Below are 24178 nucleotides of genomic sequence, written 5' to 3'. Positions count from 1 at the left end.
ACCAACTTCATTTTAACTGATATCAGAAAGTTTCACAAAGTATTGAACTAGCAAAAAGTTTACTTATTCTCATTAGCTTTTTCAGCCATGTAGAAGTATTGAACATCGCGGTCCTGACTATCATCAACCGTCGTCAAATCAGTCAATTCGACTAGTTGATTGTCGCCATTGGCTGCTAAGATTCTAGGGACATCCCCCACTGTATCGTCGACCATGTAGAAATGTTCACCGTTCGATAATAGGCGGAAGTTGGCAAAGTCGCGCGAGGTTAAAAATTCATCAACAATGGCGATATCCTTATCGTCGTCCGCTTCATCAAGTTGATAGCTAGTATCCGGTTCTAAACGTGCAATCTTGCTTTTGATCACATATGTGACAGGCAACGTATGAGTTGCTCCAGAAACAAAATTTTCAAGATCTAAGTATTCTTCGAAAAAGCTGAGCGTGTTATCGACAATGTCAGCCAAAGGTGAATTTTTAGGATTGTGGTCCATGTGTAAGTGAGTGTTGTTTGAGTCAGTCATGTATTACTCCTCCAAATATCTTCATAGTAAATATTATAAATGGCATTGACCGACAATGCATAATAATTTTTATTTCTAATTGATTTGCGAGTCAGTTCGATCAATAATAGATCGAATTCATTGGAGGACCTGATGACAAATAAATATCTTCTATTAAATACAATGACTGAAAAAGAGCAGATTGCCTTGGTAAAGCAAGACATCACGAATCTTCATTATATATATAGCCCCAGTCCTAATTTGATACGTTCACTGGATTTACCCGATCAGAAGCTCGTCGATCTTGTCTCTCCGGACGAACAAATCAGCATGCTCGAAAATGATTCAACACTTTATCAATTCATTAAAAATCCGAATGTAGAAGTGTCGATTGAAGCCGTGAGATATGACTTCGATAATCTTTGGACAGTGAAATATCCAGATGAAAAAATCGACAACGCAGCCGTCTTTTATCATCCTGAGAAAATCAGCGAATGGGATTATCCAACCTTAGATATGCAGATGTACGTCATAGACGACGAACCGGAAAACATTAAGTACATTGAAGAACCAGATCCAGAAGTTCAGCTGTACGCAGTAGAGCAAGATTCCAAAGTAATTAAGTACATCAAGCACCCCACCGCAAAGGTATCGGAATTTATTAATACAAAATCATAAAAACATTCATCCAATTTTGGCCAATTCTAAACATAAATACAATCCGATAAAGAAATAGAATTTACGAAAAATCCCTGTATGATTTAATGATCAATGTTTTAAGGGGGAATTTAAATATGAATTCACAAAACGAGAAGCCAAAGAAAAAAATATATAAAAGATGGTGGTTCTGGCTAATTATCTTATTCGGAATCATTACCTATGCCGTAAACACATCATCAAAAACTGAGTCAAACGGTGAACATGCAAAAGTTGCCCAATCAGGCAGCAACAAAGCTAAAGATAATAGTAGTAAAAACACTGAAAATGCAGACAATAAGGTTAGCCAACAAACTAAGGAATCAAAACCTTCAGTACCTGTAGAATATAGTTCTGCGTTAACAAAAGCAAAATCTTACTCATCATTAATGCACATGTCTAAAAAAAGGATTTTTGACCAACTAACTTCAGAATATGGTGAAAAATTTTCTGAAGAAGCTGCAAATTATGCCGTTGATAATCTAAACGCTGACTATAACGAAAATGCTTTGAAAAAAGCAAAATCTTATCAAGATCACATGTCCATGTCTCCAGATGCCATAAGAGACCAGCTTACATCGGATTACGGTGAAAAATTCACACCAGAAGAGGCCAATTACGCAATAGAACATTTAGCGAAGTAACAAAAAGCCATCTAAATTAATAGATGGTTTTTTTGGTCTCTAAATATATGTTCTCGATGATAAGCAAAATATTCTTTTTTCGGTGAGAATTTACGATTCATGCGTAATTTAATTTTGCGATAACGTTCTACTTTAGAAAACAGTTCTTCATTATGAACCACGTCCTGTGAGACGACCATCCGCCCTTCATCTGAATAAGACACGTATCCTTGTTCAAATGCAACTGCTAACCAAGTTTCAAACATCAAACCGTTTTTCGGATCCATGCGGGTGTTCTTGTTATCTTCCCAAGGCACGATTCTGACGACTTTCAAATCAGCTGGATCGACAGTACTTGTTACCGGACATTTATAACGATAGCTTCCTCGGACCTCATCGTTAAAAATCTTATCTGCAGGGACTCGAGTGTCCATGACGCCGATTTTATCCTCAACAAAGTAATTCTCCATCTTCATATCGGCATAAATATACGCAGCAAGTTTTTCTTGAACATCAGTTAATTGGGGGACTTCCCCACACAGGTCATTTTGGAATTGGAGCAAGTTAACAAAATCTTCTTTATCAATAAAAGTAACACCATTCATGTTAAAAAAATTACTCCACTTACCCTTATATTTCTTGAAATGCCATGGAAAGGTCGTTAGTTCAGGTTTCATTAACTTCCTATTGAATACGTATGGTTTTTCGACTCGGACTAAAGCTCTTGTTTTAGTATCACTACCGACTAACGTCTGCCCAATTTTGCCTGTACCAAATAGGTAGAAGAGATTTGAAAATTCAGAACCTCCACCGGATCGTCTGTAAATGAACAAGTCACCAGCTTTGATTTTTTTATTAAGATCTTTTCGCCAGCTGTAGGCTTTAAAGTCTATGTCATCATGATTTACGTTCGATCCTGAATCTAGTACAAAGTAGTTGGTTTCAGGATTATTTAGTTCTTCAGTGTAGTCTTGCATAATGTTCTCCACATAAATTGTATATTGTATACAGTTTATTATAACAAAATTTCTTTGGTTGAAAAAGTCTGTACAAACTGGTTAAAATTTAATTTCAATAACGATCATTCTTAAGGAGTATATTAATGCCACATAGCGATACAATTTTTTCAGAACTTTTTGATATTCAAGGCTTGGGTTGGAATGTTATTTTTATTATTATTCCGCTTATTTTTTTGTTTTTCATATGGTTTTCAGACAAACGTTATACATATCAAAAAGTATTAATAACGAGAACAGATATGGACGGATTTAATAGATTTTCTAAATCTTATCCATGTTCTTTAGCATATAAAGAAACTAATACATCAACACAAAATTTTGTTTGGATTTTCGGAGTTCCAAATAATTCGTGTCAAATAACTTTGTTATTAATTGATCCCGAAACTCCCAATAAGTATCGACATAATCAAAACTATCTAAAAAAAGCTTCAAAAAATATGGACGGCAAATATTCATTTAATCTTTCAGCAAATGAATATATAGCTTTCTCTTTAGCAACAACTGAAAACCTACCTGCTTATTCAGTTAAAATAAATTTTGATGCTAAATATTATTATCAACCTATAAATTCTAACCTTCGATACGGTTCGATTGCAGATAACAAGCAAGATGTTAAATTTACTCAAAATTTTAGAGGATTTGTTAAAGATATTTTTATTAAATAAATCTATTTTGTTTATCAAAAATTTTTAATCAATAATCTTGAATCATTCGTGGTTTTTCTGTGTAATTCAAATCTAAATACTGTTACTACTTATCAAATTTGTTATACTATTCAATACCAAAAGGAGGACGTTATGCAAACAATAGATAAATCTAGAGCTAATGGCTTAGCTCGTTTCACTTCACTGGTGTACTTGTACACTGGATTGGGTGTGGCATTCTGGTTGTTAGTTGCTAACGCCATCGCCAGAAATGCTGCATTGTCAAAAGTGGTCATGAGCGGAATGGTATCGCATCCGGTAATTTTTTCAATCGTGATCATGGCTGTTGCATTTGGATTCATTAGTATGGCTAATGCCTTTGCGACTCGGTCGTACTTTATGACCTTTATCAGTTACGTGTTGTTCTTAACGACATTTGCTGTATTCGGTATTCCGATTTTCTACGCTTACTCAGCCCAAAGCATTACTCAAGCGTTAGTTGTTACTTCAGTGATCTTCATCGTTTCATCATTGTTCGGTTACTTCACTAAGAAGGACTTAACAACTTGGAGCAGAACTTTATTGATCGGCTTGATCTCAATTATCGCCGTTTCAATTATCAACTTAGTCTTCTTCAAGAGTTCACTCTTGATGCTAGGTATCAACATCGCCGTTATCGTAGTATTCTTGTTCTACATCGCCTTTGATGCTCAAAACATCAAACGTATCTACGAACAAGCTCAAGGTTCAGAAACGCTTGGTGCCATCGCACTAGTTGCTTCGATCAACTTAGTACTCGACTTCATCAACGTATTGTTGAGTCTACTTTCAATCTTCGGTAACAACAATTAAACTCATAACTCCATTTCTGAACTGAGATGGAGTTTTTTGATGCAAAAAAGACGGACATCGCAGTATTATGCGTTTGTCCGTCTTTTGATATTAGTCACGATATTTTGCTAAAACTTCTTTCAATTGAGCCTTTTGATGTAGTCCAACTAACTTTTCAACTACTTGGCCATCTTTTTTAATGATCAAGGTTGGAATTGACATGATACCAAAACCTGTTGGTGTTGCTGGGTTTGCATCAACGTCCATCTTTGTGAACTTAACCTTATCGCCAATTTCTTGATCTAATTGGTCAAGGATAGGTCCTTGCATCTTACATGGAGGACACCAAGTTGCCCAAAAATCTGTTAGCGTTACGCCCTTTGATGTTTCATCTTCAAATGTCTTATCGGTAATATCTACAACCATAATTGCACCTCTTTGATTTATTTTACTAATTCTTTGTCGTTTAAACTTGAAATGTATGAGAATACTTCTTGACCTGCAATACCTGCATCTCCAACTGCTGTGGTGATTTGACGCAAAGTTTTGTCACGGACATCCCCTATTGCATAAATTCCGGGAATGTTAGTTTCCATGCGGTCGTTTGTTGGGATCCAACCCGCTTCATTGGTGATTCCTAAATCGGTAAATGATTCAGTCATTGGATTTGCACCAACGTATATGAATACGCCGTCGACATCCATTTGACTATCTTCGCCTGTCTTCTTGTTGTGTAATTTGAGACCTGTGATCTTACGGTCTGTTCCGACGATCTCTGTAGCTACTGTATCCCAAATGAAATGCATGTTTTTGTTAGCAAAAGCTCTGCTTTGCAAGATCTTTTGGGCACGCAATTGGTCACGACGGTGGATAACTGTGACTGATTTAGCCAAGTTTGCTAGATACATGCCTTCTTCAATGGCAGAATCTCCGCCACCGATAACAGCAACGTCACGGTCCTTGTAAAAAGCACCATCACAGACGGCACAGTAAGATACGCCTTTTCCACTGAATTCTTCTTCGCCGAGAACGCCAAGTTTACGACTTTCTGAACCTGTGGCGATGATAACTGCTGGTGCAGTCAACTCGCCTTGATCAGTCTGAATATGTTTGATGCCATCCGAGTCAACTGTGACTGATTCGACAGTCCCATAGACATATTCAGCACCAAATTGAGTCGAGCTTTGATACATTTCTTCGGATAGATCTGGTCCGAGGATCGATTTAAATCCGGGATAATTCTCGATCTCAGCTGTATTGTTCATTTGACCGCCGTAGATCCCACGGTCTAACATTGCTACTTTTAAATTTGCACGTGATGCGTAAAGTGCTGCAGTCATTCCTGCAGGACCGGCACCAATTACAACTACATCATATTTGTCTGCCAAAATGTCTGCCCCCTTGGTCAGTATCTATTCAACTACTTTATTGAATAGTTAAATGATAACATGTTTTAAAATTTCGTCAATGGTTTTGCTCAAAATCCTAACCACTGAAAAAAGCCACCGCAGATGCGATGACTTTACTTAGCTTCGATATATTTTTTCCAGTCGTAGTAGCTCTCATTCAAACTATATGCTTTGCGTCCGGATTGATTTAAGATGTGCGTTGCCTGGTTAGTATAGGCACATAAGTGACCTCGACAATAGACGATAATGTCTTTATCTTTAGGAATTCGATTAACTTCTGATTCTAGGTCATCGATTGGAATATTCTTAGCTCGATCGATGTGTCCAGCATCGTATTCATCCTTCGGGCGAACGTCTAACAATTCTACATTTTGATTCTGCATTTTTTCAAAGGCTTGTTCCAGCGTTAGAGTATAAACATTTTCCGACTCATTATAATCGTCTTGAATTTGTTTGATTGCTGAAAGCTGGTCTTCACCAACGTCACGCAGCAAGTAGACTAGTTCAATGATCTTAGGACTAGCTAGTGCATAAACGACGTAATTCTTATCTTTGGTACGTTTGACCAAGTTACCTTCACGCAAGATCTGCAAGTGACGCGACGTATTGGCAATGCTTAGTCCAGTATTGTTAGCGATGGACTCGACGGTCTTTGGTCCCTGCGTCAAAAGGTCCATGATCTCTAGTCTGCGGTCGCTGGAAAGACTTTTGCCGATCTTAGCTAATTCTGAATAGAGACTATCTTTATAGTTCATCATCTTTTCATCAAGCATATCTAGTCCCTCACAATCTATTCAATTTATTTGTTGAATAGTTTAACCGCAAAAATTTTGTGCGTCAACTAATACACTTATGGGCGATATTCTAGATAGGCAATGTTGTTCACTTTTTTCGCCTCGACCAGAGTCAAACGCTTAGGGTCTACAGTCTCGTTAAACAGCGGGATTCCTGAGCCTAACACTACTGGAACGATCCCAATTTGCAAAGTGTCGATCAAATTAGCGTTCATCAGTGGATTGACCACGGTGCTGCCGCCAATGATCCAAATATCTTTTTTGGAAGGTTGAGCCTTTAGACGTGTTACCAAATCAGTTACGTCATCATTTACAAAATGGATGTGCTCGGTATCTGGCAACTCATGCGATGTCAAAATATACGACTGATAATCCACGTAAGGATACGCATCAGGCGACAATTCATTGACTACTTGGTCATAGGTCGTCCGTCCCATGATCACCGTGTCGATGTGTTCAGTCAACTTGTCGTACTGGCGGTCAACATCAAGTGCATAGCCATTGTCATGATTTAAAAAATCGACGCTGCCGTTACGTTTGGCAATGTATCCGTCGAGCGATTGTGCGATAAAAAGAATTACTTTTCGTGTCATCAGATTACCTCCTGAACTTATCACCATTCTAGTCCAAAATATCTGATATCCAATACCCAAATTCGCAAGCTAAGTGAATTTGGTGGGAATGGATCAAACTCAATGGCGTCATAGTTGGAAATTCGACAGTTGCTTTGATTCTAAAGCCAGCTTTTTCAGGCTTGATCTGATGGTGGACGCCACCGATAATGCTGCCGTTAGACAGTCTTAACGTCCCCGCCAAGATATCTTCATAACCTGCTGATTTTGGAGAATGTACGCCTGCTAAGTCATTAAAGTGGACAAAGTAATGGGTTGGAAATGGGGATTTTCCAATTATCTCTAAAACTTCTTGAACGTTTTCGTCAGATTGTTGAAAAACAAAGTGGTCAGGCTCGGCTGCTAAGTTCGCTTTAGTATAAATGTTGTTATCTGTCAGCAAAGTATCTAACAATTGTTGTTTGATCTCATCGACAGACAATGAACTTTCAGGCACAACAATTTCAGCCGTACTAAATTTATGTCTGCCACCAGACACTTTTTCGGCCATCATTAAACTGGCATTACCCATGTCATACTTCGACTTGAGCATGTCTTTCATGGCATCAGCACCAGCATGCATCTTGACGCGTAAGATCTCGTTTTGCAGTGCATCCACATCTTTAGTTTTGACCCATTGACTGAAATTATCGCTGAATCTAACACCGTATATATTAGTTAACAGTCTGTGTGCTTTGACTAAACGTTTAAATTCCCAGTTGTGTATTGTCTCTGGTTCAACAGTCTTGCCATTGACCTCGAGCACTATTCGATTAGTTTTGAGCATGAAAACATCCCCCTATTAGATACAAAAACCTGTTTCAGTTTCTCTGAAGCAGGCAGATCCCCTCGATTAGCAAAAAATGTTTATACAACCATTTTAATGTAAATTATTTTCAATAAAAGTATTTTGTCCAATTTGTAATATCAAATATGACTGTTTTTCTCATATACAAAAAAATCGATGCCTACAGACATCGATTTTTTATATTTTTGAACCATTTGATGTGATAACTTGACGATACCACTTATAACTGTCTTTCAAGTAACGTTTGCGTGATCCCTTACCTTCGTCATTGATATCGACATAAATTATTCCGTAGCGTTTGGACATTTGTTGCGATGAGCAACTGATGATATCGATCGGTGCCCACATGCAATAGCCGATAATGTCAGCGCCATCGTATATAGCTCGTCCAACTTGTTCAATATGAGCCGACAAATAATCAGACCGATACTGGTCATGAACTTGTCCATCTTCTAATTTATCGTAGTTGCCAAATCCATTTTCAGCAATCAAGATTGGTTTTTGATACCTATCCCAATACTGCGACAATGTGTTGTACAACCCTTGTGGATCAATGTTCCAACCCCAAGGAGTCGCATCTAAATTCGGATTATCAGTGACTGAATAAGGAATCTTGTCATTCTTGGAAGCATTGACCATCTGTGAAAAATAATATGAAATGCCCATATAATCTAGGGTATTGTTTTTTAATAATAGACGCTCTTCTTCAGTAATATTGATCCGCAGCTTTTTTTCAGCAAAGTAGTTCAAGACATACTTCGGATATTCGCCACGAAAGGCAACGTCAGTAAAGTAGTACTGCATCCGATTGTGCCACATGGCTAAAACCACGTCGTCAGGTTTGCAAGAATGCGGATACGCTGTTCCGTCAGCCACCATGGTCCCAATTTTTAACTGTGAGTCATGTTTTGCCTTGGCGTATTGCTGAATCTGCGCACAAGCGACCAACTGATTATGGACCGCTTGATACTGAGCTTCTTCGACATTTTCATACTGGTCGCTCGCGATTCCTAATGACAAATAAGGCTCAACTTGGATCATATTGATCTGATTGATCAACAACCAATATTTAACGCGGTCGCCGAAACGGTCCAGCAAGACTTCGCCGTATTTAACGAACATCGTAATGACATTTTTATTGACCCAGCCGCCATAATTCAACGTTAAATTGATTGGCATTTCATAATGCATCATCGTAATGATCGGCTCAATTCCTAAGTCGATCATCTTGTTGATCATTTTATCGTAATGCTTTAAAGCCACCTCATTGGGTTGTTTATCATCGCCGTTAGGAAATACCCGCGACCAATCGATCGAAGTCCGAAACGCCTTCAACCCTGCTTTTGCCAATAGTTCTAAGTCAGTTTCATAGGTATGATAAAAATCGATTCCGTGTCGCTTGGGAAAAAAGTGTTGTTCATCTTCAAGATTATTTTGAATCTCTTGTAACGACATCCCGTCTTGTTCCAACTGCTGAATCTCGCTGTTAGTCAGTCCTGCTTGAAATGGCTGCAAGTCAGACAAGTTCGCCTTTTTACCCTCAACGCCGTAAGCTCCGTCTGCTTGACTAGCGGCCTGAGCCCCTGCCCATAAAAAGTTTTCTGGGAAATACGGATATTTATTGTTGCGCATTACTCTTCCCCAGCTAAACTGGCATCTTGTTCAACCGCTTGACGGTCATAAACTTTAAAGAATGGATAGTAGATTGCCCATGAAATTGCAAATAAAATCAGAACAAACAACAAGCCCATGACTGATTTAGTCACGACCCAACCCATGATCGGCGATGGCGTGTACCACAATTGGAATGGCGAATGTGGAATCGGCACTAAATTCGTTTTCATCGTCAGCCACAACAAGATTGGCGCTACTAAAGTATTGATCCACATTGGAATCATCAAAATCGGGTTAAACGCTACGGGAGCACCAAATACTAATGGTTCGTTAATGTTGAAAATAGCTGGAACTAATGATGCTTTGCCAATAATTCTAAGTCGTTCTGACTTTGCCATAAAAGCTAACATCAAACATAACGATAGTGTTAAACCACCGCCACCGATCAACGTCAAAGCAACTGCTTCAACCGTGAAGACATTGGCAGCTGGACGTCCCGCCACAAAGGCCGCATGATTTTGAGCCATCGCTGGAAGTTCGATTGCATACATGATTGGCGTTAAGACCCACGTTGAGATACCAAATGAATATAGGAATCCAAATGATAAGAAGGTCAAGATCAATAATCCCCAGAAACTCTGACCTAACGCAGTCAGTGGACTAAAGGCAGCGTTGATCACTGACGACAGATTGATCTTGAGCTGGAAAGTGAATAGCCAACCGACTAAAAGAATCGTGATCATTGGAAAAATCGTGTTGAACCAAACTGCCACAAAATCGGGAATCGCTGAATCCTCTTTGACTAGTTTGAAGTTAGCAAACAAGTTCATCACGAATCCGACAAATAATCCCGAAACTAAGGCAGCAATCATTCCTGCTGTTCCTAATGAACTCATGTCGAAAGTGATTTTTCCAGAAGCAGCATTGATCTTTGGAAAAATCAACATTAGGAAAAATGCGATACCGGCAAGGCCAGCTTGTTTGGATACTTCAGTGTGTTTCTTATGTTTCATAACTGATTCCGGAATCAGATAAGCTAAAAATAACGAAAAAAGTCCTAAAGAAAAGGTATTTAGTAATGAAAAATCTGGAAATGTTGGCACGTAGTCTTTGATCAGTCCCAAAATAGTCGCAAATGAGCCGATCAGGATCAATGGCATGCCTGATAAAATTGCTTGTTGGATCGAATCCATCCACGGATTTCTGGCAATCTTGTTCACTTTTGGAGCAAAACTGTCTGTCATCCAATTCATAAATATGTCCAAGTTATTTCTCCCCTAATTTCTTGTATAGTTTGATCATTTGTTTGATCAAATTTTGTTCAGTCTTCACCGTCATCAAAGTATCTTGCGCATGACTGAATAATGTTGAATACGGAATGTTGATGCCTTCAGCTTCCAACTGCAACGTATTAGTCTGTGCTTGATGTGCTTTGAGTAGTTCAGTGTTAGCTTCGCCCATCAAAATTTTGGCAGCTTCAAATTCACCATTAGAAGCTTCATCAACCGCTTGAAAAATTTTTTCACGTGCATCGCCAGCATGTAAGATCACTTGCATTGCAATCGACGCTAATTCGTCACGGTCGATGGGTCGATGATCTCTGGATGTTCAGAAAACATACTTACACCGCCAATTCTTTCAATGCCAGCTCAACTAAACCTTTTCCATCGAGCATTCCATAGATTTGTTGTGGAATGATGGCACATTTGACGTTGTTTTCAGCCGACAGATCTTTGACCTCAGCCAACATATATTTCAAATGCGGTGCGATCAATAATAAGTCAATGTTCGGCATTGCATCTTCAACTTCAGATTCACTCTTCGCTCTGAATTCAAGATCCGCCGTCATCGACTTAGCAGCTTTTCTTGCTGCAGCAGCCATGAAGCCGGATGAAGCACCAGCGCCACAGGTTAGTAAAACTTGTTTGGTCATTCGTATAAATCCCCCAAAAACTAATTAAAGTATAAAAATCGTACGGGTTTTATATTATCAGTTATTTCTTATTCGTACCATAACTTTATCTTATGAACAATAATTGGATATATTTCTATAAATTTATTTATGATAAACTGTTTATTGCATAATTTTTATATACTTGGGGGAAAGAATGAAATTCAAACTAGAAAATTTGAAGAATAAGAAAGTAATTGCGGCCATCATTGTGGTAGTCATCTTAATTGGGGGATTTATCGGCTATCGCAATCATGAAGCTGCCGATTTTTTTAAAGAAGTTAAGATCGAATTTAACGGCTACAACAATCATGGTACAGCGGATTGGGCAAATGGTAGTGTAATGGCAGTAAGTAAAAAAATTGCTCGCTACGAAGGGAAAAAGGCTAAGGTCAACAAAGATATGTTAAATACTATTGTTGATACTGCCGAGTCTCCAGAAGATTTAACTTCGGAAGACAAATGGGGCACTGATACCATGAGTGGCGATGATTTAGTCAAAGTTCAAACCTACTTGCGCCACATGAGAACGACCTATATGAAAATCAGTCAAAGTACCGGATTGAAGAATGGTCAAAAAATCCAAATATCTATTTATGATCAATCACCTGACCCATACTTCAAAATGAAGACTAAGACTTATACGGTTTCAGGATTGAAAAAGCAACCAACTATTAGCATGGATGAATTGGAACAATATACTAAAGCTAAGGGTTCTGGATACAATCATCACGGTGAAGTACAAATGTTAATTTCTAAAAAATCCACACCTAGTCTCAATGTTAAAACCATGCAATTAGATCAAGTCTTTAATTTAAAACATGATTTCGACTATTCAAACGGAGACACTGTAAAGGCATCACAAAAAGACCTTGCGACTCTACTTGATCGCTATGAACCAAGTATCAAGTTTACTTATCACAAAGGTAAGAACGTTATTATTAAAGTTTCTGGTTTAAAAGATGGTTCCACTACACCTACCAACTTGAATGCGTTCAACGAAAAGTTACTCGCCCATTTCCATGATTTCAATAAAGACGATGATGATGATGATGACGATGAAGATAGTACAGAAGATCCTAACTTAACGCTTGTTAAAGCATTTTTAGATAAAAGTGAGGATACTTTAGAACTTATCTATAAAGCCAAGGCAAACGACTACTACACACTTGAACTTCAAGATGTTAAATTAAAGAACAACACTCTCAAATATGAAGATGACGACATTGAAAAAGCTGACATCTTTGATGGTGCAGTTACGATACCAGATTCAAATGATGAGATCACTGACAAAAATCTAAACAACGTCAAAACTTATTCAACCGGTAGTAATGTAATTGATTTCAATATTCAATAATCGCCAAAAAGCCCATCTCTTTCGAGATGGGCTTTCGTTATATCTAAATTATTCTGTAACTTTCTTAATAGCTGCATTAATTTCAGATTTTTCATCTTGGATCAAGAGACTGATCATCTTTGAATCTTCGGCACTTGTGTTGCAACTGACAAATCTGACTTGTAGCTTGACGGTATTGTTAAACCAAGTCAGTGATGATTTCTTGGCTGCCGTAATTCTTAACTTCATTAAAAAAATAAACTGACTATTATTAATATTTAAAAAGTTATAATTGACTTAAATCGAGTATTTATCGAGGGGGAATCAACATGTCGAAAAGTCGTCTTGAAGCTTTTTCAGATGGTGTAATGGCTATTATTTTAACCATCTTAGTCTTGGATATTAAATTGCCAGACAAATATAGCTGGTCTGTTTTATGGGATGCAAAAATGCAATTCATTACCTATATTGCAAGTTTTTTGTTGGTCGCAATGATCTGGAATCAACATCATCAAATGTTTTTAAAAGTTAAAAAAATTAATGGACAAGTATTGTGGGCCAATATCATCTTATTATTCTGGCTCTCACTGATACCCGTTGCGGCTGGATGGTATGGACGAAATGTCTTTTCACCAGAGGCTGGCGTCTTATTTGCAGTTATCGTAATATTCTTTAACTTAGCATTTCTTTGGCTAAATCACTGCGTTGAAAAAGCTGATGAGAAAGCTAATGCCACCAGGAACAAACGACGTTTCAATTTTCTGAGTATATTATCTTTAATTGTAAATATCGCAGCAGTATTCATTTCATATTTCTTCCCACCATTTGTGCTAATCGCTACATTTTGTAATGGATTACTTTGGGTTATTCCAATTCAATTAGACTAAAAAAGTCCATCTCTTTCGAGATGGGCTTTTATTGTGGATAAATTATTCTGTAACTTTCTTAATAGCTGCATTTATTTCAGCTTTTTCATCTTGGATCAAGTTCACGCGTGTTTCGATGATGCTCTTATCCATCGTGATCTCACGTGTTAATCCTGGAGTATTGATTTTTGGATCGAAGAAGGCTTTGAATTCTGCCAGTCTTTCTGGTGTTCTGAAGACGCTGGTTACAACTGTGATATAGGTTGTGAATTCCATGTCTCCTCCGACTGTTTTTTCAAGCCAATCCCAATCGTTTCTGATCCAATCCCAGGCTGCTTGTTCTCCAGCTGAGTTGTCCAAAACGCCACGGAACCATGCACGCAAGTCTTGTGGCTTGATCGTGTCAGCATCTTCAAACTTCTCGATCAAAAGGCTGATCATCTTCGAGTCTTTGGTACTTGTGATGGCAACTGAAAGGTCTGACTTGTAGCTTGGGTCAGTCGATTGACGATATTGTTCAAGCAAGTCAGTGATGAGTTCTTGGCTGCCGTAGTTCTTAACTTCATTTCTCAAGACAAAGATACGAATGTCAGCAGAAAGCGAAGCTAAGTCGTTCTTGTTTTCTTCAAAAAGCTTATGTGCTTTAGCTTGAGCACTTGGGTTCTCGGCATACAAAGCAGCGTTTAAGATAGTTGGACGTGTCAATTGGTCATCAATCGATTCGCCGTCTTTTGGCATCCAATCCAAACGTTCATATTGTTCAGTACTCAATTGACCATACAAGGCTTTCAAAGCTTTTTCCTCATCAGTATTTGGAGTGACAAACTTACGCAAGTTGTAAGCAATCCGGTAAATCGCAGCATTCACAACAGTTGAGTGGTTGTTAGCAAATCTCTTCAACAATGGAACTACAGCAGCGTATGACATTTGACGTGCTTCAGCTAACAAGCGCAAGTCTTGCAAGATACCCATTTGCGAGATCGAGTCGACTGTGTCGAGGTTATCCAAGATATCCATCAACAACGTCTTGTCATATTTAACGATAAAGTGAGAATTGTTGCCAACATTAACGCGGAATGGCTTGCCGTTTTCCTTACGCAATTGCTCATAATCGCCTAAAACAATTTCTTTATCTTCAAAAATCTTTGGTGCAGCATCATAGTTGCTGTTCAATGGAATCTTCCATGAACGACCAGCATCTTTGCCTTCGCCGATGAAAAATTGTTGTTGCGATAAGGTCAATTTTCCATCAACAACTTTGGCAGTTACTAATGGATATCCTGGTTGTTCCAACCAAGTATTCATAATTGAGGCAACGTCCATGCCGGCAGCATCACCAACTGCATTCCACAAGTCCGCACCCTTGGCATTGCCATATTGATGAGCGGCAAAGTAGTTCTTCAAACCTTTACGTAAGGCATCGTCTCCTACTAAAGCTCTCATCATAACTAGCATCCGAGCACCCTTTGCGTAAACGATAGCTGAGTCGAATAAGGCATCGATCTCGGCTGGGTTTTCAACATTAACGTGGACTGATTGAACGCCGTCTGTAGCATCACGTTGTAAAGCAGCTGGTACGTCTGAAGTTTGGAACAATTCCCAAACGTTCCAGTCAGGTTCGATGGCATCGATAGCAACGTATTCCATCATGTTAGCAAAACTTTCGTTGAGCCATAAATCGTCCCACCACTGCATCGTAACTAAGTCACCGAACCATTGGTGAGCTAGTTCGTGAGAAATAACCGTTGCAACTAATTGTTTAGTATCCAAAGCTGTGTTGTCAGGATCTAGCAACAAGTAGGCTTCACGATAAGTTACTAAGCCCCAGTTCTCCATAGCACCAGCTGAAAAATCAGGTAGAGCTAATTGCCATGAATGTGGAAGTGGATAAGGTGTTTGGTAGAAGTCTTCGTAAAATTCGATTGAACGTTTAGCAATGTCTAAAGCAAAATCGAGTTCTTTTGGTTCGTGAGCTTTAGTTGAAAAAACACCAACCTCGACGCCAGATTTAGTCTTAGTTTTTTTACTTTGAAGGTCGCCAAATGCAAAAGCAATCAAGTAAGTCGACATCCGGACGGTCGTGTCAAAGAAGTGTACGCCGTTTTCTTCACGAACTTCTGGCATGTTGGCTAAGATAGTTTCGCCAGGCTTTTCGTCAAACTTGATAGCCAGATCAAACTTAGCCTTAGCAGCAGGTTCATCGACACATGGGAAGGCTTGACGGGCAAAAGTAGTTTCGAATTGTGTTCCGATCAGCTCTTTCTTTTCGCCATTAACTTCATAATATGAAGGATAAATTCCCATCATTGAGTCAGTCAAAGGTGCCTTATAAGTGATGGCTAAAGTAGTCTCGCCCATTTCTGGTACTTCAATTTTGATCGACTCTGTCTTGTTGTCAGCTGTGAATGGAACGTCGTTTCCATTAGCTTGAACAGATTCGATCTCCATGTTTTTTTGATGGATATAAACTGGTTTAGTATGTGCAACGCCAGTGATCGTCGATTTACCGCTAATTTCTTTAGTACCACGGTTTACATCGATATATACATCATAGTGAGATGGTTCAAAAGTTTCCAAAAAACGTGTAATTGTAGCCATAAACGCCTCCGTAATTTTTGATAAGTATATTCATTTTCCATTATACCCTTTCGAATCAAAACGTTGGAATTTGACACTCGACCACCAAAAGGAAAACCGCCCACATGTTATACTTTGAACAAGAGAAGGTGACAAAATGGAAGATGTAAACTTACTGATCCAACAATTACAAGCTATCGCTCAAAGCGGGATGCATTACGGAAAAGACGTGTTTGACCGCGAAAGATACGAACAATTAGAGCGTATCTCAAAAAAATTAACAGCTCAATTAGTCGATAATCCGACTCGTGAGAATTTAACGCTGTTCTTCGATTCCGATGTTGGCTACGTAACGCCTAAAGTTGACGTCCGTGCTGCCACATTTAAAGACGATAAGATTTTATTAGTTGAAGAAAAACGCGAACAAGTTTGGTCCTTACCTGGTGGCTGGGCTGACATTGGTTTTTCACCAGCAGAAATTGCTGACAAGGAAACCTTTGAAGAAGCTGGCATCAACGTCGACGTCAAACGTTTGGTCGGCATCAAAGATATGCAGAAAAACCCCTACCACAAACACAATCTCAGTTACATCTACAAACTATTTTTTGAATGCGAGCCTTTAGAAGATGACCTCCATGGCGGTGTTGAAACTTCTAATGCCAAATACTTTACTAAAAAAGAAGCCATGAACTTGAATCTTTCCGTTGGGCGAAATATCCCCGAGGATATCGAAATGTTATTTGCTGCCCACGCAGATCCTAACTGGAATGCTTATTTTGATCAGGTCGACACGCATTACAACGGGCATGGACTCGGCTAATCCTGCGTATCAAATTATTGATAATATTATTCAAGAATTTGTTGAATTAAACTTCAAGTAAACCTAGAATCAAGTTGTAACTATACTATAAGACAATTTTTTCTGGGGGGATTATGTATGAAGTTATCAAAATTAGTTACCTTGCTAGCAGCCATCACTTTGACAGCAACTGGGACTTTTCTAGTTTCTCAAAATGATGTACATGCTGACACGGGGTATGTTGGAACAATCAATGGCGGTATGGCTCCACTTTATCGTGACGATTTAGGTCATGCATCGAACCGCTCATTAGCTGATGGATCAGCTTGGGCATTAGGTAGACAGATTGAAAACTCACAGGGTGAAGTATTTTTCCAAGTTTCAACTCACGAATACGTCGATGCTAGTCGTCTATATATCAACAAATTGCCTGGACAGCCTGAATATATTGCAAACTTTGGTTTAGCCGGATACAAGGACAATGGATCAGCAAATAATAATTCCAATAATAGTTCTCAAACTACTAATTCATTGGTTCCATCCACTGAGTCAGTTCAACAAGCAATTCTTAACTCGATCAATAGCGAAAGAGCATCCAAGGGAATTGCACCACTAAGTTTGGATTCAAAAATGAATCAAACAGCTATGACACGTGCGAAAGAAATTGCGACATCGTTTAGTCACACAAGACCCGATGGTAGCTCAACTTGGTCAGCATTCCCATCAGGCACTAAGGGTTCTTCTGAAGAAAATATTTACATGGGTTCCGCAAGTATTTACGGCGGAAGCGCTACAACATTAGCTTCGGATATCATGGACTCTTTTAGAGCCGAAAATTATACTCCAAGTCATTACACAAATGTTATGTCATCAGACGTTTCACTTCTTGGCGTCGGCGTTTATTACAATCCAACCAACCAAGCATTGTATGTTTCTGAAGACTTCATTGGTGGCTATTAATATTTAAATTTTAGACTCACTTCGGTGAGTCTTTTTATTTTGGTGTTGACAGATCAAAAAAATGATAATACAATACGTTTAAACATTTAAACATATTAAAAATTGATTGGAGGGATCTTATGGCAGAAGAAACTATGGACCTTTTCAAAAAGGGCATGCCGATTTTTTCAATTTTTCAAGATGAGAATCGTCAAAAGATCATCACCTTGCTGTGCAAAAACAAAGAGCTAACTGTTAATCAGATCACTGATCAGTTGGATCTCTCAAGACCAGCCGTCTCGCATCACCTTAAATTGATGTTAGACGCTGGCGTTATCACTGTTAACAAACAAGGAAAAGAACGTTACTACAGCGTTTCTTTGGAAGAAACAGTCGATTTATTAAAGCAACTTACCATTTCACTCGAAAATAGTATTTCATCTTAATAGGTGAAATTTATTTTTTGCAAGATAGGTTTAAATGTTTAAACATATTATTCTAAGGAGAAAACTTATGACTACTACATTATTCACACCACTAAAATTAAAGAATGGCTTCGAAATCAAAAATCGTTTTATGAAAGCTGCTACTAGTGAAACTTTGGGAAGTGCCGACAATCGTCCAACTCCTCCACTCAATAACCTTTATCGCACCTGGGCTAAAGGTGGCACCGGACTAATCATTACCGGAAACGTTATGGTCGACGACACTGCTAAAGGTGAATTCGGAAATGTGGTAGTCGAAGATGACCGCGATCTACGAGCTTTAAAAAATTGGGCTAGTTCCGTTACTGACAATGACGGTGCAATCTTCATGCAACTCAATCATCCTGGTAAACAATCTCCAAGAACAATGAGCAAAACGCCTGTTGCACCTAGTGTCGTTCCAATGGAAGGATCAAACGCATTTGCTTTCAACAATCCCCGTGCTTTAAATCGCTCTGAAATTAAAGACATCGTCCAAAAATTTATCAACGCCGCCGTGGTTGCACAAAAAGCAGGTTTTTCAGGGGTTGAAATTCATGCAGCTCACGGATATCTACTCAATCAATTCTTATCGCCACACGATAACCGTCGAGTTGATGAATACGGTGGCTCGCTTGAAAACCGCATGAGAATCCTTGAAGAAATTTATTTGGGCATGCGTGAAAAAGTCGGCGCTGACTTCCCAATTGCTTTGAAGATCAACTCTTCTGATCTAAGTGCTGACGGTTTTTCTGAAGCCGATTCGATCAAAGTTATTCAAAAGATGGACCAGCTAGGAATCGACTTAATCGAAATATCTGGTGGTAACTATGAAAATCCACTAGTACAGGGAATTGGTAAAGGTGCATTCTTTATCGATTACGCTAAAAAAATCAAACAAATGATCGATGCTCCAATTGCCGTAACTGGTGGCTTTTCAACTGCCGAGGGAATGGAAAATGCTATTGATTCTGATGGTACAGATATAGTAGGCTTAGCACGACCACTAGTTATGATGCCTGATATTCCAAACTTGATGAAGGCGGGCAGATTCCACAAAATCGACTTGCACTACCTATCAACTGGCTTAAAGCCTTTAGATAAAAAAGTCGGATCATTAGTTGGACTATCTTTTTATCAGCAACAGATGGACCGTACTGCCCACGGCAAATCTACCCAACGCGATACTGAAAATGCCTGGGGTGCTTTAGGATTTTCATTTAAACGACAAGGCCTTTCGGCTTTGATACCACAAAGAGGATAACGAGGTAAGGAAAATGACAAAAATCTTAGTAGTTTTAACCAATACAACTAGATACCACGGAACGACTGACCCAACCGGACTTTGGCTTGGTGAAGCAACTGAATTCGTTGACGAAGTTACCAAAGCTGGATTTGACGTTGATTACGTCAGTCCAAAAGGTGGCTTTGTTCCGCTGGACCCACGTAGCATGAAATACGTTGCTGAATCCGACATGAAAATTTACGAAAGTTCAGATTTTCAAAATCGTGCTTTGATGAATTCAATGAACCCATCGCAGATCGACTCAAAAGAGTATGCTGCCATTTACTACACTGGTGGTCACGGTGTAATGTGGGACTTCCCTAACAATCACGAGCTACAAAAGATCACGATGGATATCTACAATCAAGGCGGATACGTTACTTCCGTCTGCCACGGTATTGCTGGTTTGTTGAACGTTAAAACTGCTAAGGGCGACTATCTCATCAAGGGAAAAGAAATCACGGGTTTCACAACTAGTGAAGAGATCCTAGCTAACAAAAGAAAAGTCGTTCCCTTCTTAAATCAGAAAGTAGCCAGTGATCACGGTGCAATCTTCCGTAAAAAACGCGCATACAAGTCATATGCAGTCCAAGACGGACAATTGATCACCGGACAAAATCCTTTTTCAGCACGAGCAGTTGGTAAGATGTTGGTGCACCAATTGAAACAGAGTAAATAAATATTGAGATGTCTAAACTAAATCAGTATTTCTTAAAAATATGATTATACGCAAAAACCTGAAGCTGTTTGAATTGCCTCATAAACGTTAGATTTATGTCTAACATTTTTAAGGTACTACATTTTGGCTTCAGGCTTTTTTTGTTTTATTGATTTGTTGGTCGCTTCTACTTTTGTTAGTTGCTTCTATATTTATAGCGGAAACGCGAGAGAGAAAAACTGAGGGCTACTGCATAAGAACAAAAAGATTACGGGGCCAAACGGGCCCCTCCGTCTTTCTGTTCTTATGCTCCGCCCTCAATTCGTTTTTCTTCTCGCTCTATTTTACTAGCTTTCCGACTTCATTTAATTTTGCTAGCACTGATTTTTTATGTGGCGATTTCATGATGGCTTCCGACAAATTGTTTCCGGCTGTATTGCCGTGGTGTTTGCCGCCGGCCCATGGGTCTACGTCGGTCACGTCGTAAACGATGTCGTCGATTGCCACGTAAGCTGGGTTTCCATTTGTGCCATCAAACTTCTTCAAATCTGCAACTGTAAATTCTTTGTCTGCCATAAGATCTCTCCTCTTAAAAAATATTTGTATATACTCCCATTATGACACGTTTATCAACCTATAAACAGAGCAAATAATTATTCGTAGAATTTATCGAATTCTACATCTAATTGGTGTTTTGCTGACTGAATTGCGTCATTGATATCCACTCCACTAGTTTGAGTTCCCTGTAAACGAACGATTTGGAAACTGTCAAAGCCCATCATTTCAACAAACATGGCATCTAAATAAGTTCTTTGAAATTCTAATGGTGTGTAACGATCGTTGTTGGTATAAACAGAACCACTAGCTTGCAATAACATCACACGATAATCGTCAGTCATGAGACCAACTGACCCGCTTTCGGTATAACGGAACGTTTGACGAGCAATTAAAACGTTGTCGATATAATCCTTCATCTTAGCGGTCACGTTAAAGTTGTGAACTGGCGATACGATCACGATTCGATGGTGTGATTTAAATTGATCCAATAATTTTTGATTCAAGGCGAAAATACGTTGTTCTTCTTCATTCAAAGTAACGCCTTTAGCTTGCTTATCCCAAATTCCCAATAGTTCATCATTCGAGATCACCGGAATTTCAGTGTCATACAAGTTTAGAACATCGACAGTTTCACCTGGAAAAGCAGCTTGATGCTTTTGCAAAAACATTTTTTCCATTTGAACTGAGTAGTGTGCTTCATTTCTAAAATCTGGATGTGCATTAATAATCAAAGTTTTCATATTTTAAATCCCTCGGCTTTATTTCTTGATGAGTTCATCATACAATTAAAAGGTGACAATACATGGCACCTTTATCAAGAAAGTTGAAAAATTATGAATAAAGCTGAACGTCTAAACCAAGAGTTGATTTTTCTCAACTTCAAAAATTTTTTTCAAATTAATGATTTAATGACTGAATTTCATATTTCAAAGCGTACTGCTCTGCGCGATATCAGTGAACTTGAACAAATGGGACTGTCCTTTTATGTTGAGAGTGGTCGTGCGGGTGGCTATCATTTATTGAATAAAGAACTGCTGATCCCAATCACTTTCAACTTGGAAGAAGTTAACGCAATTTTCTTTGCCCTCAAGGCACTCAAAATTCTTTCTGCTACGCCGTTTGAAAAATCATATTCGCACATTTATGACAAGTTGATGGCTAGTTTACCCCAGCAGCAACAGGAAAACATTGCCAAACAGCAGCAAGTTATTAGCTATTACAATGCGACCACGATCAGTTCTCCGAAATTTCTGAACCTGATTCTAGAAGCCATTTTGGATGAAAAAGTTATCGATGTCTCATTTACCAATAACCGACCAGATGAACAGATTCAAGTTTACGACCTCTTTTATCGAAACGGCGTCTGGCTCTGCAGTGCCTATAATATCAATCAAAAACAATGGGGAACCTATCGTTGCGACCGATTCAAAACTTGTGTCATCAATCAAGACATCACTGAAACATACACCCGCCAGCAGTTGCAGCAATTCGGCATCGAATACGAGAAGAACTATCACAACATCCCTTTCAGCATCAAATTAAATCAAGCTGGGACCGAAACTTTTTTAAAAAATCATTATCCTAACATGCACTTCAAGCAGATCGACGGGCAAAATTATATCCGCGGTGGATACAATCAGACAGAGTTCGACTATATGGTCCACTATGCGATTTCCCTGGGTACCAACGCAATAATCGAATACCCAAAGGAGTTACGGGATGCCTATTTGAGTGAATTGCACAAAATTATCGATAGATACTAAAAAGAACTGACCAGATGATCAGTTCTTTTTCTCTATATAAAGTTAAATTGTACTTAGACCAACGCTCTCTTGTGCGTAGTACTGGTCATTATGAATGGCTGTTTTGACGAAGTCGGCAATCGAGTTCATCGAGACATCACGAGCGCCGAATGGTTCGCCCTTCTTGGTGATTTCATAATTGACGGATCCATTCGTGAGCTTGCCAGGTCTAACGATGGTGTAATCCAAATCTGATTGTTCAACCAAGTCTGCCGCATCGCGATAGCTTTGCAAGTCAGGATTATCTTTGAGATTTTCAACACCCATTGATTTCGGAATTTCATTATAAATACCCATTGTGGTGATAAAAATCAGCCGAGACACTTTGTTTTTGTCCATCGCCTTAATTACGTTTTGAGCAGCTTCATCAACTTGATCTGACACCGCAACGACTACAACATCTTTGTCTTTCATGGCACGGTCTAGTTCAGCTTCATTGTTGATATCGCCAGCAAAGGCAGTCTCGCTAGGTTCGGTAGTTAATTGAGCAGCATCTTTTGAAAACAATGTCAGCTCATCTTCAGTTTCTTTTAGCAACGTCTGACGTACAGCTCCACCAATTTTTCCAGTGGCACCAATAATTAATACATTTGACATAATATTCATCCTTTCCAAAAAGTCGATATGAGAATATTTTGTATTTCCGTCATCATTTTCATTATAGTTGCTATTAAACTTGGTGTTTTTTAACTTCGAATAGATTTACATTCCTAAAATGACTGAAGCCATTAAAAAAGCAGGCTCGTTAAGAGTCTGCTTTTTAATTTATCCTATGATTCGGGAGTGTTCAATCCGATACTATCACTTGAATACAAATTATTATCTTCGACCAATCTTTGAACCATGTCGGCGATTGAACTGATGGAAACATCATGTCCGCCAAATAGTTCACCCTTTGTAGTTACTTCATAGTCAACTGGTCCATTGTTGAACCAACCTGGGCGAATGACTGTGTAATTTAGATCTGAAGCTTCAATAACGTCTGCAGCATCACGATATGATTGCAACATTGAATTTTCATTCAAATTACCCCCACCAAGAGATGCTGGAATTTCATTGTAAATTCCCATTGACGTAATAAACAACAATCTTTGTACTTCATTACGATCCATAGCAGCAACGATTTTTTCGGCAAACTTGCCCAAATTACCACTCAATGCAACAAAGACTGCATCTTGGTTTGCCATAGCTTTGTCAAGGTCGGCGTCGCTAGTAACGTCTCCAGCAATCAAAGTCTCACGGTCACTAACAGTTAAACGGCCAGCTCCACGTGCAAACAAAGTTAAATTGTCGTTTGTATTTTTTAATAAGGTTTGGCGGACTGCACCGCCAATTGTTCCTGTTGCTCCAATAATCAATACATTTGTCATAATATTTCACCCTTTTTCATC

29 protein-coding genes are annotated in these 24178 nt (G+C 38.8%); 12 read left to right on the top strand and 17 right to left on the bottom strand.

What is annotated here, in order from left to right:
* Positions 1 to 59: 59 nt before the first annotated feature.
* Positions 60 to 524: a hypothetical protein gene (locus LKF16_RS09485; RefSeq protein ID WP_291470858.1), complete on the bottom strand. Its 465-nt coding sequence runs from the start codon at positions 522 to 524 to the stop codon at positions 60 to 62.
* Positions 525 to 656: 132 nt separating this feature from the next.
* Between LKF16_RS09485 and LKF16_RS09480 the strand changes: the two genes are divergently transcribed.
* Positions 657 to 1181, top strand: coding sequence for a hypothetical protein (locus LKF16_RS09480; protein ID WP_291470856.1), 525 nt, complete (start codon positions 657 to 659; stop codon positions 1179 to 1181).
* A gap of 116 nt (positions 1182 to 1297) precedes the next feature.
* The gene (locus LKF16_RS09475; protein ID WP_291470854.1) at positions 1298 to 1843 is read left to right on the top strand and encodes an Ltp family lipoprotein; all 546 of its coding nucleotides are present in this window, start codon (positions 1298 to 1300) and stop codon (positions 1841 to 1843) included.
* Positions 1844 to 1854: 11 nt separating this feature from the next.
* Here LKF16_RS09475 and LKF16_RS09470 read toward each other — a convergent pair whose 3' ends face one another.
* Complete coding sequence (locus LKF16_RS09470) at positions 1855 to 2799, bottom strand: hypothetical protein (RefSeq protein ID WP_291470852.1); 945 nt, start codon at positions 2797 to 2799, stop codon at positions 1855 to 1857.
* Between the two features lie 125 nt (positions 2800 to 2924).
* Between LKF16_RS09470 and LKF16_RS09465 the strand changes: the two genes are divergently transcribed.
* Together LKF16_RS09465 and LKF16_RS09460 are read left to right on the top strand one after the other, a co-directional pair.
* Complete coding sequence (locus LKF16_RS09465) at positions 2925 to 3506, top strand: hypothetical protein (RefSeq protein WP_291470850.1); 582 nt, start codon at positions 2925 to 2927, stop codon at positions 3504 to 3506.
* Positions 3507 to 3638: 132 nt separating this feature from the next.
* The gene (locus tag LKF16_RS09460) at positions 3639 to 4337 is read left to right on the top strand and encodes a Bax inhibitor-1/YccA family protein (RefSeq protein ID WP_291470848.1); all 699 of its coding nucleotides are present in this window, start codon (positions 3639 to 3641) and stop codon (positions 4335 to 4337) included.
* 90 nt (positions 4338 to 4427) lie between these two features.
* Here LKF16_RS09460 and trxA read toward each other — a convergent pair whose 3' ends face one another.
* The 9 genes from trxA to LKF16_RS09415 all read right to left on the bottom strand — a co-directional run bounded on the left by trxA (position 4428) and on the right by LKF16_RS09415 (position 11485).
* Positions 4428 to 4742, bottom strand: a complete 315-nt coding sequence (trxA, locus tag LKF16_RS09455; RefSeq protein WP_291470846.1) for a thioredoxin — start codon at positions 4740 to 4742, stop codon at positions 4428 to 4430.
* 17 nt (positions 4743 to 4759) lie between these two features.
* Positions 4760 to 5704 (bottom strand): thioredoxin-disulfide reductase, encoded by a 945-nt coding sequence (gene trxB / locus LKF16_RS09450; protein ID WP_291470844.1) that lies wholly within the window; start codon positions 5702 to 5704, stop codon positions 4760 to 4762.
* Between the two features lie 134 nt (positions 5705 to 5838).
* Positions 5839 to 6498, bottom strand: a complete 660-nt coding sequence (locus tag LKF16_RS09445; protein WP_291470842.1) for an ArsR/SmtB family transcription factor — start codon at positions 6496 to 6498, stop codon at positions 5839 to 5841.
* A gap of 77 nt (positions 6499 to 6575) precedes the next feature.
* Positions 6576 to 7112 carry a dihydrofolate reductase family protein gene (locus LKF16_RS09440; protein WP_291470840.1) on the bottom strand — a complete coding sequence of 179 codons (537 nt, stop codon included), beginning with the start codon at positions 7110 to 7112 and terminating at the stop codon, positions 6576 to 6578.
* Positions 7113 to 7140: 28 nt separating this feature from the next.
* Positions 7141 to 7917 carry a hypothetical protein gene (locus tag LKF16_RS09435; protein WP_291470838.1) on the bottom strand — a complete coding sequence of 259 codons (777 nt, stop codon included), beginning with the start codon at positions 7915 to 7917 and terminating at the stop codon, positions 7141 to 7143.
* Positions 7918 to 8115: 198 nt separating this feature from the next.
* Positions 8116 to 9570, bottom strand: a complete 1455-nt coding sequence (locus LKF16_RS09430) for a glycoside hydrolase family 1 protein (protein WP_291470836.1) — start codon at positions 9568 to 9570, stop codon at positions 8116 to 8118.
* The gene (locus LKF16_RS09425) at positions 9570 to 10817 is read right to left on the bottom strand and encodes a PTS sugar transporter subunit IIC (protein ID WP_291470833.1); all 1248 of its coding nucleotides are present in this window, start codon (positions 10815 to 10817) and stop codon (positions 9570 to 9572) included. The genes LKF16_RS09430 and LKF16_RS09425 overlap by 1 nt, the downstream gene beginning before the upstream one ends.
* Position 10818: 1 nt before the next feature.
* Entirely contained in the window at positions 10819 to 11109 is a 291-nt protein-coding gene (locus LKF16_RS09420) for a PTS lactose/cellobiose transporter subunit IIA (RefSeq protein ID WP_291470831.1), read from the bottom strand.
* Positions 11110 to 11173: 64 nt separating this feature from the next.
* Positions 11174 to 11485, bottom strand: a complete 312-nt coding sequence (locus LKF16_RS09415) for a PTS sugar transporter subunit IIB (RefSeq protein WP_291470829.1) — start codon at positions 11483 to 11485, stop codon at positions 11174 to 11176.
* 175 nt (positions 11486 to 11660) lie between these two features.
* Here LKF16_RS09415 and LKF16_RS09410 point away from each other — a divergent pair, with 175 nt between their 5' ends.
* Entirely contained in the window at positions 11661 to 12860 is a 1200-nt protein-coding gene (locus LKF16_RS09410) for a hypothetical protein (RefSeq protein ID WP_291470827.1), read from the top strand.
* Positions 12861 to 12908: 48 nt separating this feature from the next.
* Here the strand turns inward: LKF16_RS09410 and LKF16_RS09405 are convergent, their stop codons facing one another.
* Complete coding sequence (locus LKF16_RS09405) at positions 12909 to 13088, bottom strand: hypothetical protein (RefSeq protein ID WP_291470825.1); 180 nt, start codon at positions 13086 to 13088, stop codon at positions 12909 to 12911.
* Positions 13089 to 13168: 80 nt separating this feature from the next.
* On the opposite strand from LKF16_RS09405, the gene LKF16_RS09400 reads away from it, so the two are divergent.
* Positions 13169 to 13726 carry a TMEM175 family protein gene (locus LKF16_RS09400; RefSeq protein WP_291470823.1) on the top strand — a complete coding sequence of 186 codons (558 nt, stop codon included), beginning with the start codon at positions 13169 to 13171 and terminating at the stop codon, positions 13724 to 13726.
* Positions 13727 to 13768: 42 nt separating this feature from the next.
* Here the strand turns inward: LKF16_RS09400 and LKF16_RS09395 are convergent, their stop codons facing one another.
* The gene (locus LKF16_RS09395) at positions 13769 to 16303 is read right to left on the bottom strand and encodes a M1 family metallopeptidase (RefSeq protein WP_291470821.1); all 2535 of its coding nucleotides are present in this window, start codon (positions 16301 to 16303) and stop codon (positions 13769 to 13771) included.
* A 136-nt stretch (positions 16304 to 16439) separates the two neighbouring features.
* Between LKF16_RS09395 and LKF16_RS09390 the strand changes: the two genes are divergently transcribed.
* The 5 genes from LKF16_RS09390 to LKF16_RS09370 all read left to right on the top strand — a co-directional run bounded on the left by LKF16_RS09390 (position 16440) and on the right by LKF16_RS09370 (position 20448).
* A complete protein-coding gene (locus LKF16_RS09390; RefSeq protein ID WP_291470820.1) occupies positions 16440 to 17102 on the top strand; it encodes an NUDIX hydrolase in 663 nt (220 codons plus the stop codon).
* Positions 17103 to 17219: 117 nt separating this feature from the next.
* Positions 17220 to 18041, top strand: a complete 822-nt coding sequence (locus LKF16_RS09385; RefSeq protein ID WP_291470818.1) for a CAP domain-containing protein — start codon at positions 17220 to 17222, stop codon at positions 18039 to 18041.
* Positions 18042 to 18160: 119 nt separating this feature from the next.
* Complete coding sequence (locus LKF16_RS09380) at positions 18161 to 18466, top strand: ArsR/SmtB family transcription factor (protein ID WP_291470816.1); 306 nt, start codon at positions 18161 to 18163, stop codon at positions 18464 to 18466.
* A 67-nt stretch (positions 18467 to 18533) separates the two neighbouring features.
* Positions 18534 to 19748 (top strand): NADH:flavin oxidoreductase/NADH oxidase family protein, encoded by a 1215-nt coding sequence (locus LKF16_RS09375; protein WP_291470814.1) that lies wholly within the window; start codon positions 18534 to 18536, stop codon positions 19746 to 19748.
* A 13-nt stretch (positions 19749 to 19761) separates the two neighbouring features.
* Positions 19762 to 20448, top strand: a complete 687-nt coding sequence (locus LKF16_RS09370; protein WP_291470812.1) for a type 1 glutamine amidotransferase domain-containing protein — start codon at positions 19762 to 19764, stop codon at positions 20446 to 20448.
* Positions 20449 to 20766: 318 nt separating this feature from the next.
* On the opposite strand, the gene LKF16_RS09365 is transcribed toward LKF16_RS09370, so the two are convergent.
* Positions 20767 to 21003 (bottom strand): cytochrome b5 domain-containing protein, encoded by a 237-nt coding sequence (locus tag LKF16_RS09365; protein WP_291470810.1) that lies wholly within the window; start codon positions 21001 to 21003, stop codon positions 20767 to 20769.
* A 77-nt stretch (positions 21004 to 21080) separates the two neighbouring features.
* Positions 21081 to 21725, bottom strand: coding sequence for an FMN-dependent NADH-azoreductase (locus tag LKF16_RS09360; RefSeq protein ID WP_291470809.1), 645 nt, complete (start codon positions 21723 to 21725; stop codon positions 21081 to 21083).
* 93 nt (positions 21726 to 21818) lie between these two features.
* Between LKF16_RS09360 and LKF16_RS09355 the strand changes: the two genes are divergently transcribed.
* Positions 21819 to 22748, top strand: a complete 930-nt coding sequence (locus LKF16_RS09355; protein WP_291470807.1) for a helix-turn-helix transcriptional regulator — start codon at positions 21819 to 21821, stop codon at positions 22746 to 22748.
* 42 nt (positions 22749 to 22790) lie between these two features.
* On the opposite strand, the gene LKF16_RS09350 is transcribed toward LKF16_RS09355, so the two are convergent.
* Both LKF16_RS09350 and LKF16_RS09345 read right to left on the bottom strand, forming a co-directional pair.
* Positions 22791 to 23384 (bottom strand): NAD(P)H-binding protein, encoded by a 594-nt coding sequence (locus LKF16_RS09350; RefSeq protein ID WP_291470805.1) that lies wholly within the window; start codon positions 23382 to 23384, stop codon positions 22791 to 22793.
* Positions 23385 to 23557: 173 nt separating this feature from the next.
* Complete coding sequence (locus LKF16_RS09345) at positions 23558 to 24157, bottom strand: NAD(P)H-binding protein (RefSeq protein WP_291470803.1); 600 nt, start codon at positions 24155 to 24157, stop codon at positions 23558 to 23560.
* Positions 24158 to 24178 lie beyond the last annotated feature (21 nt).

It is taken from the genome of Companilactobacillus sp., from assembly GCF_022484265.1.
GTDB lineage: Bacteria > Bacillota > Bacilli > Lactobacillales > Lactobacillaceae > Companilactobacillus.
The sequence above is the reverse complement of the archived record's forward strand: the minus strand, read 5'-3'. Positions and strand labels throughout refer to the sequence as shown.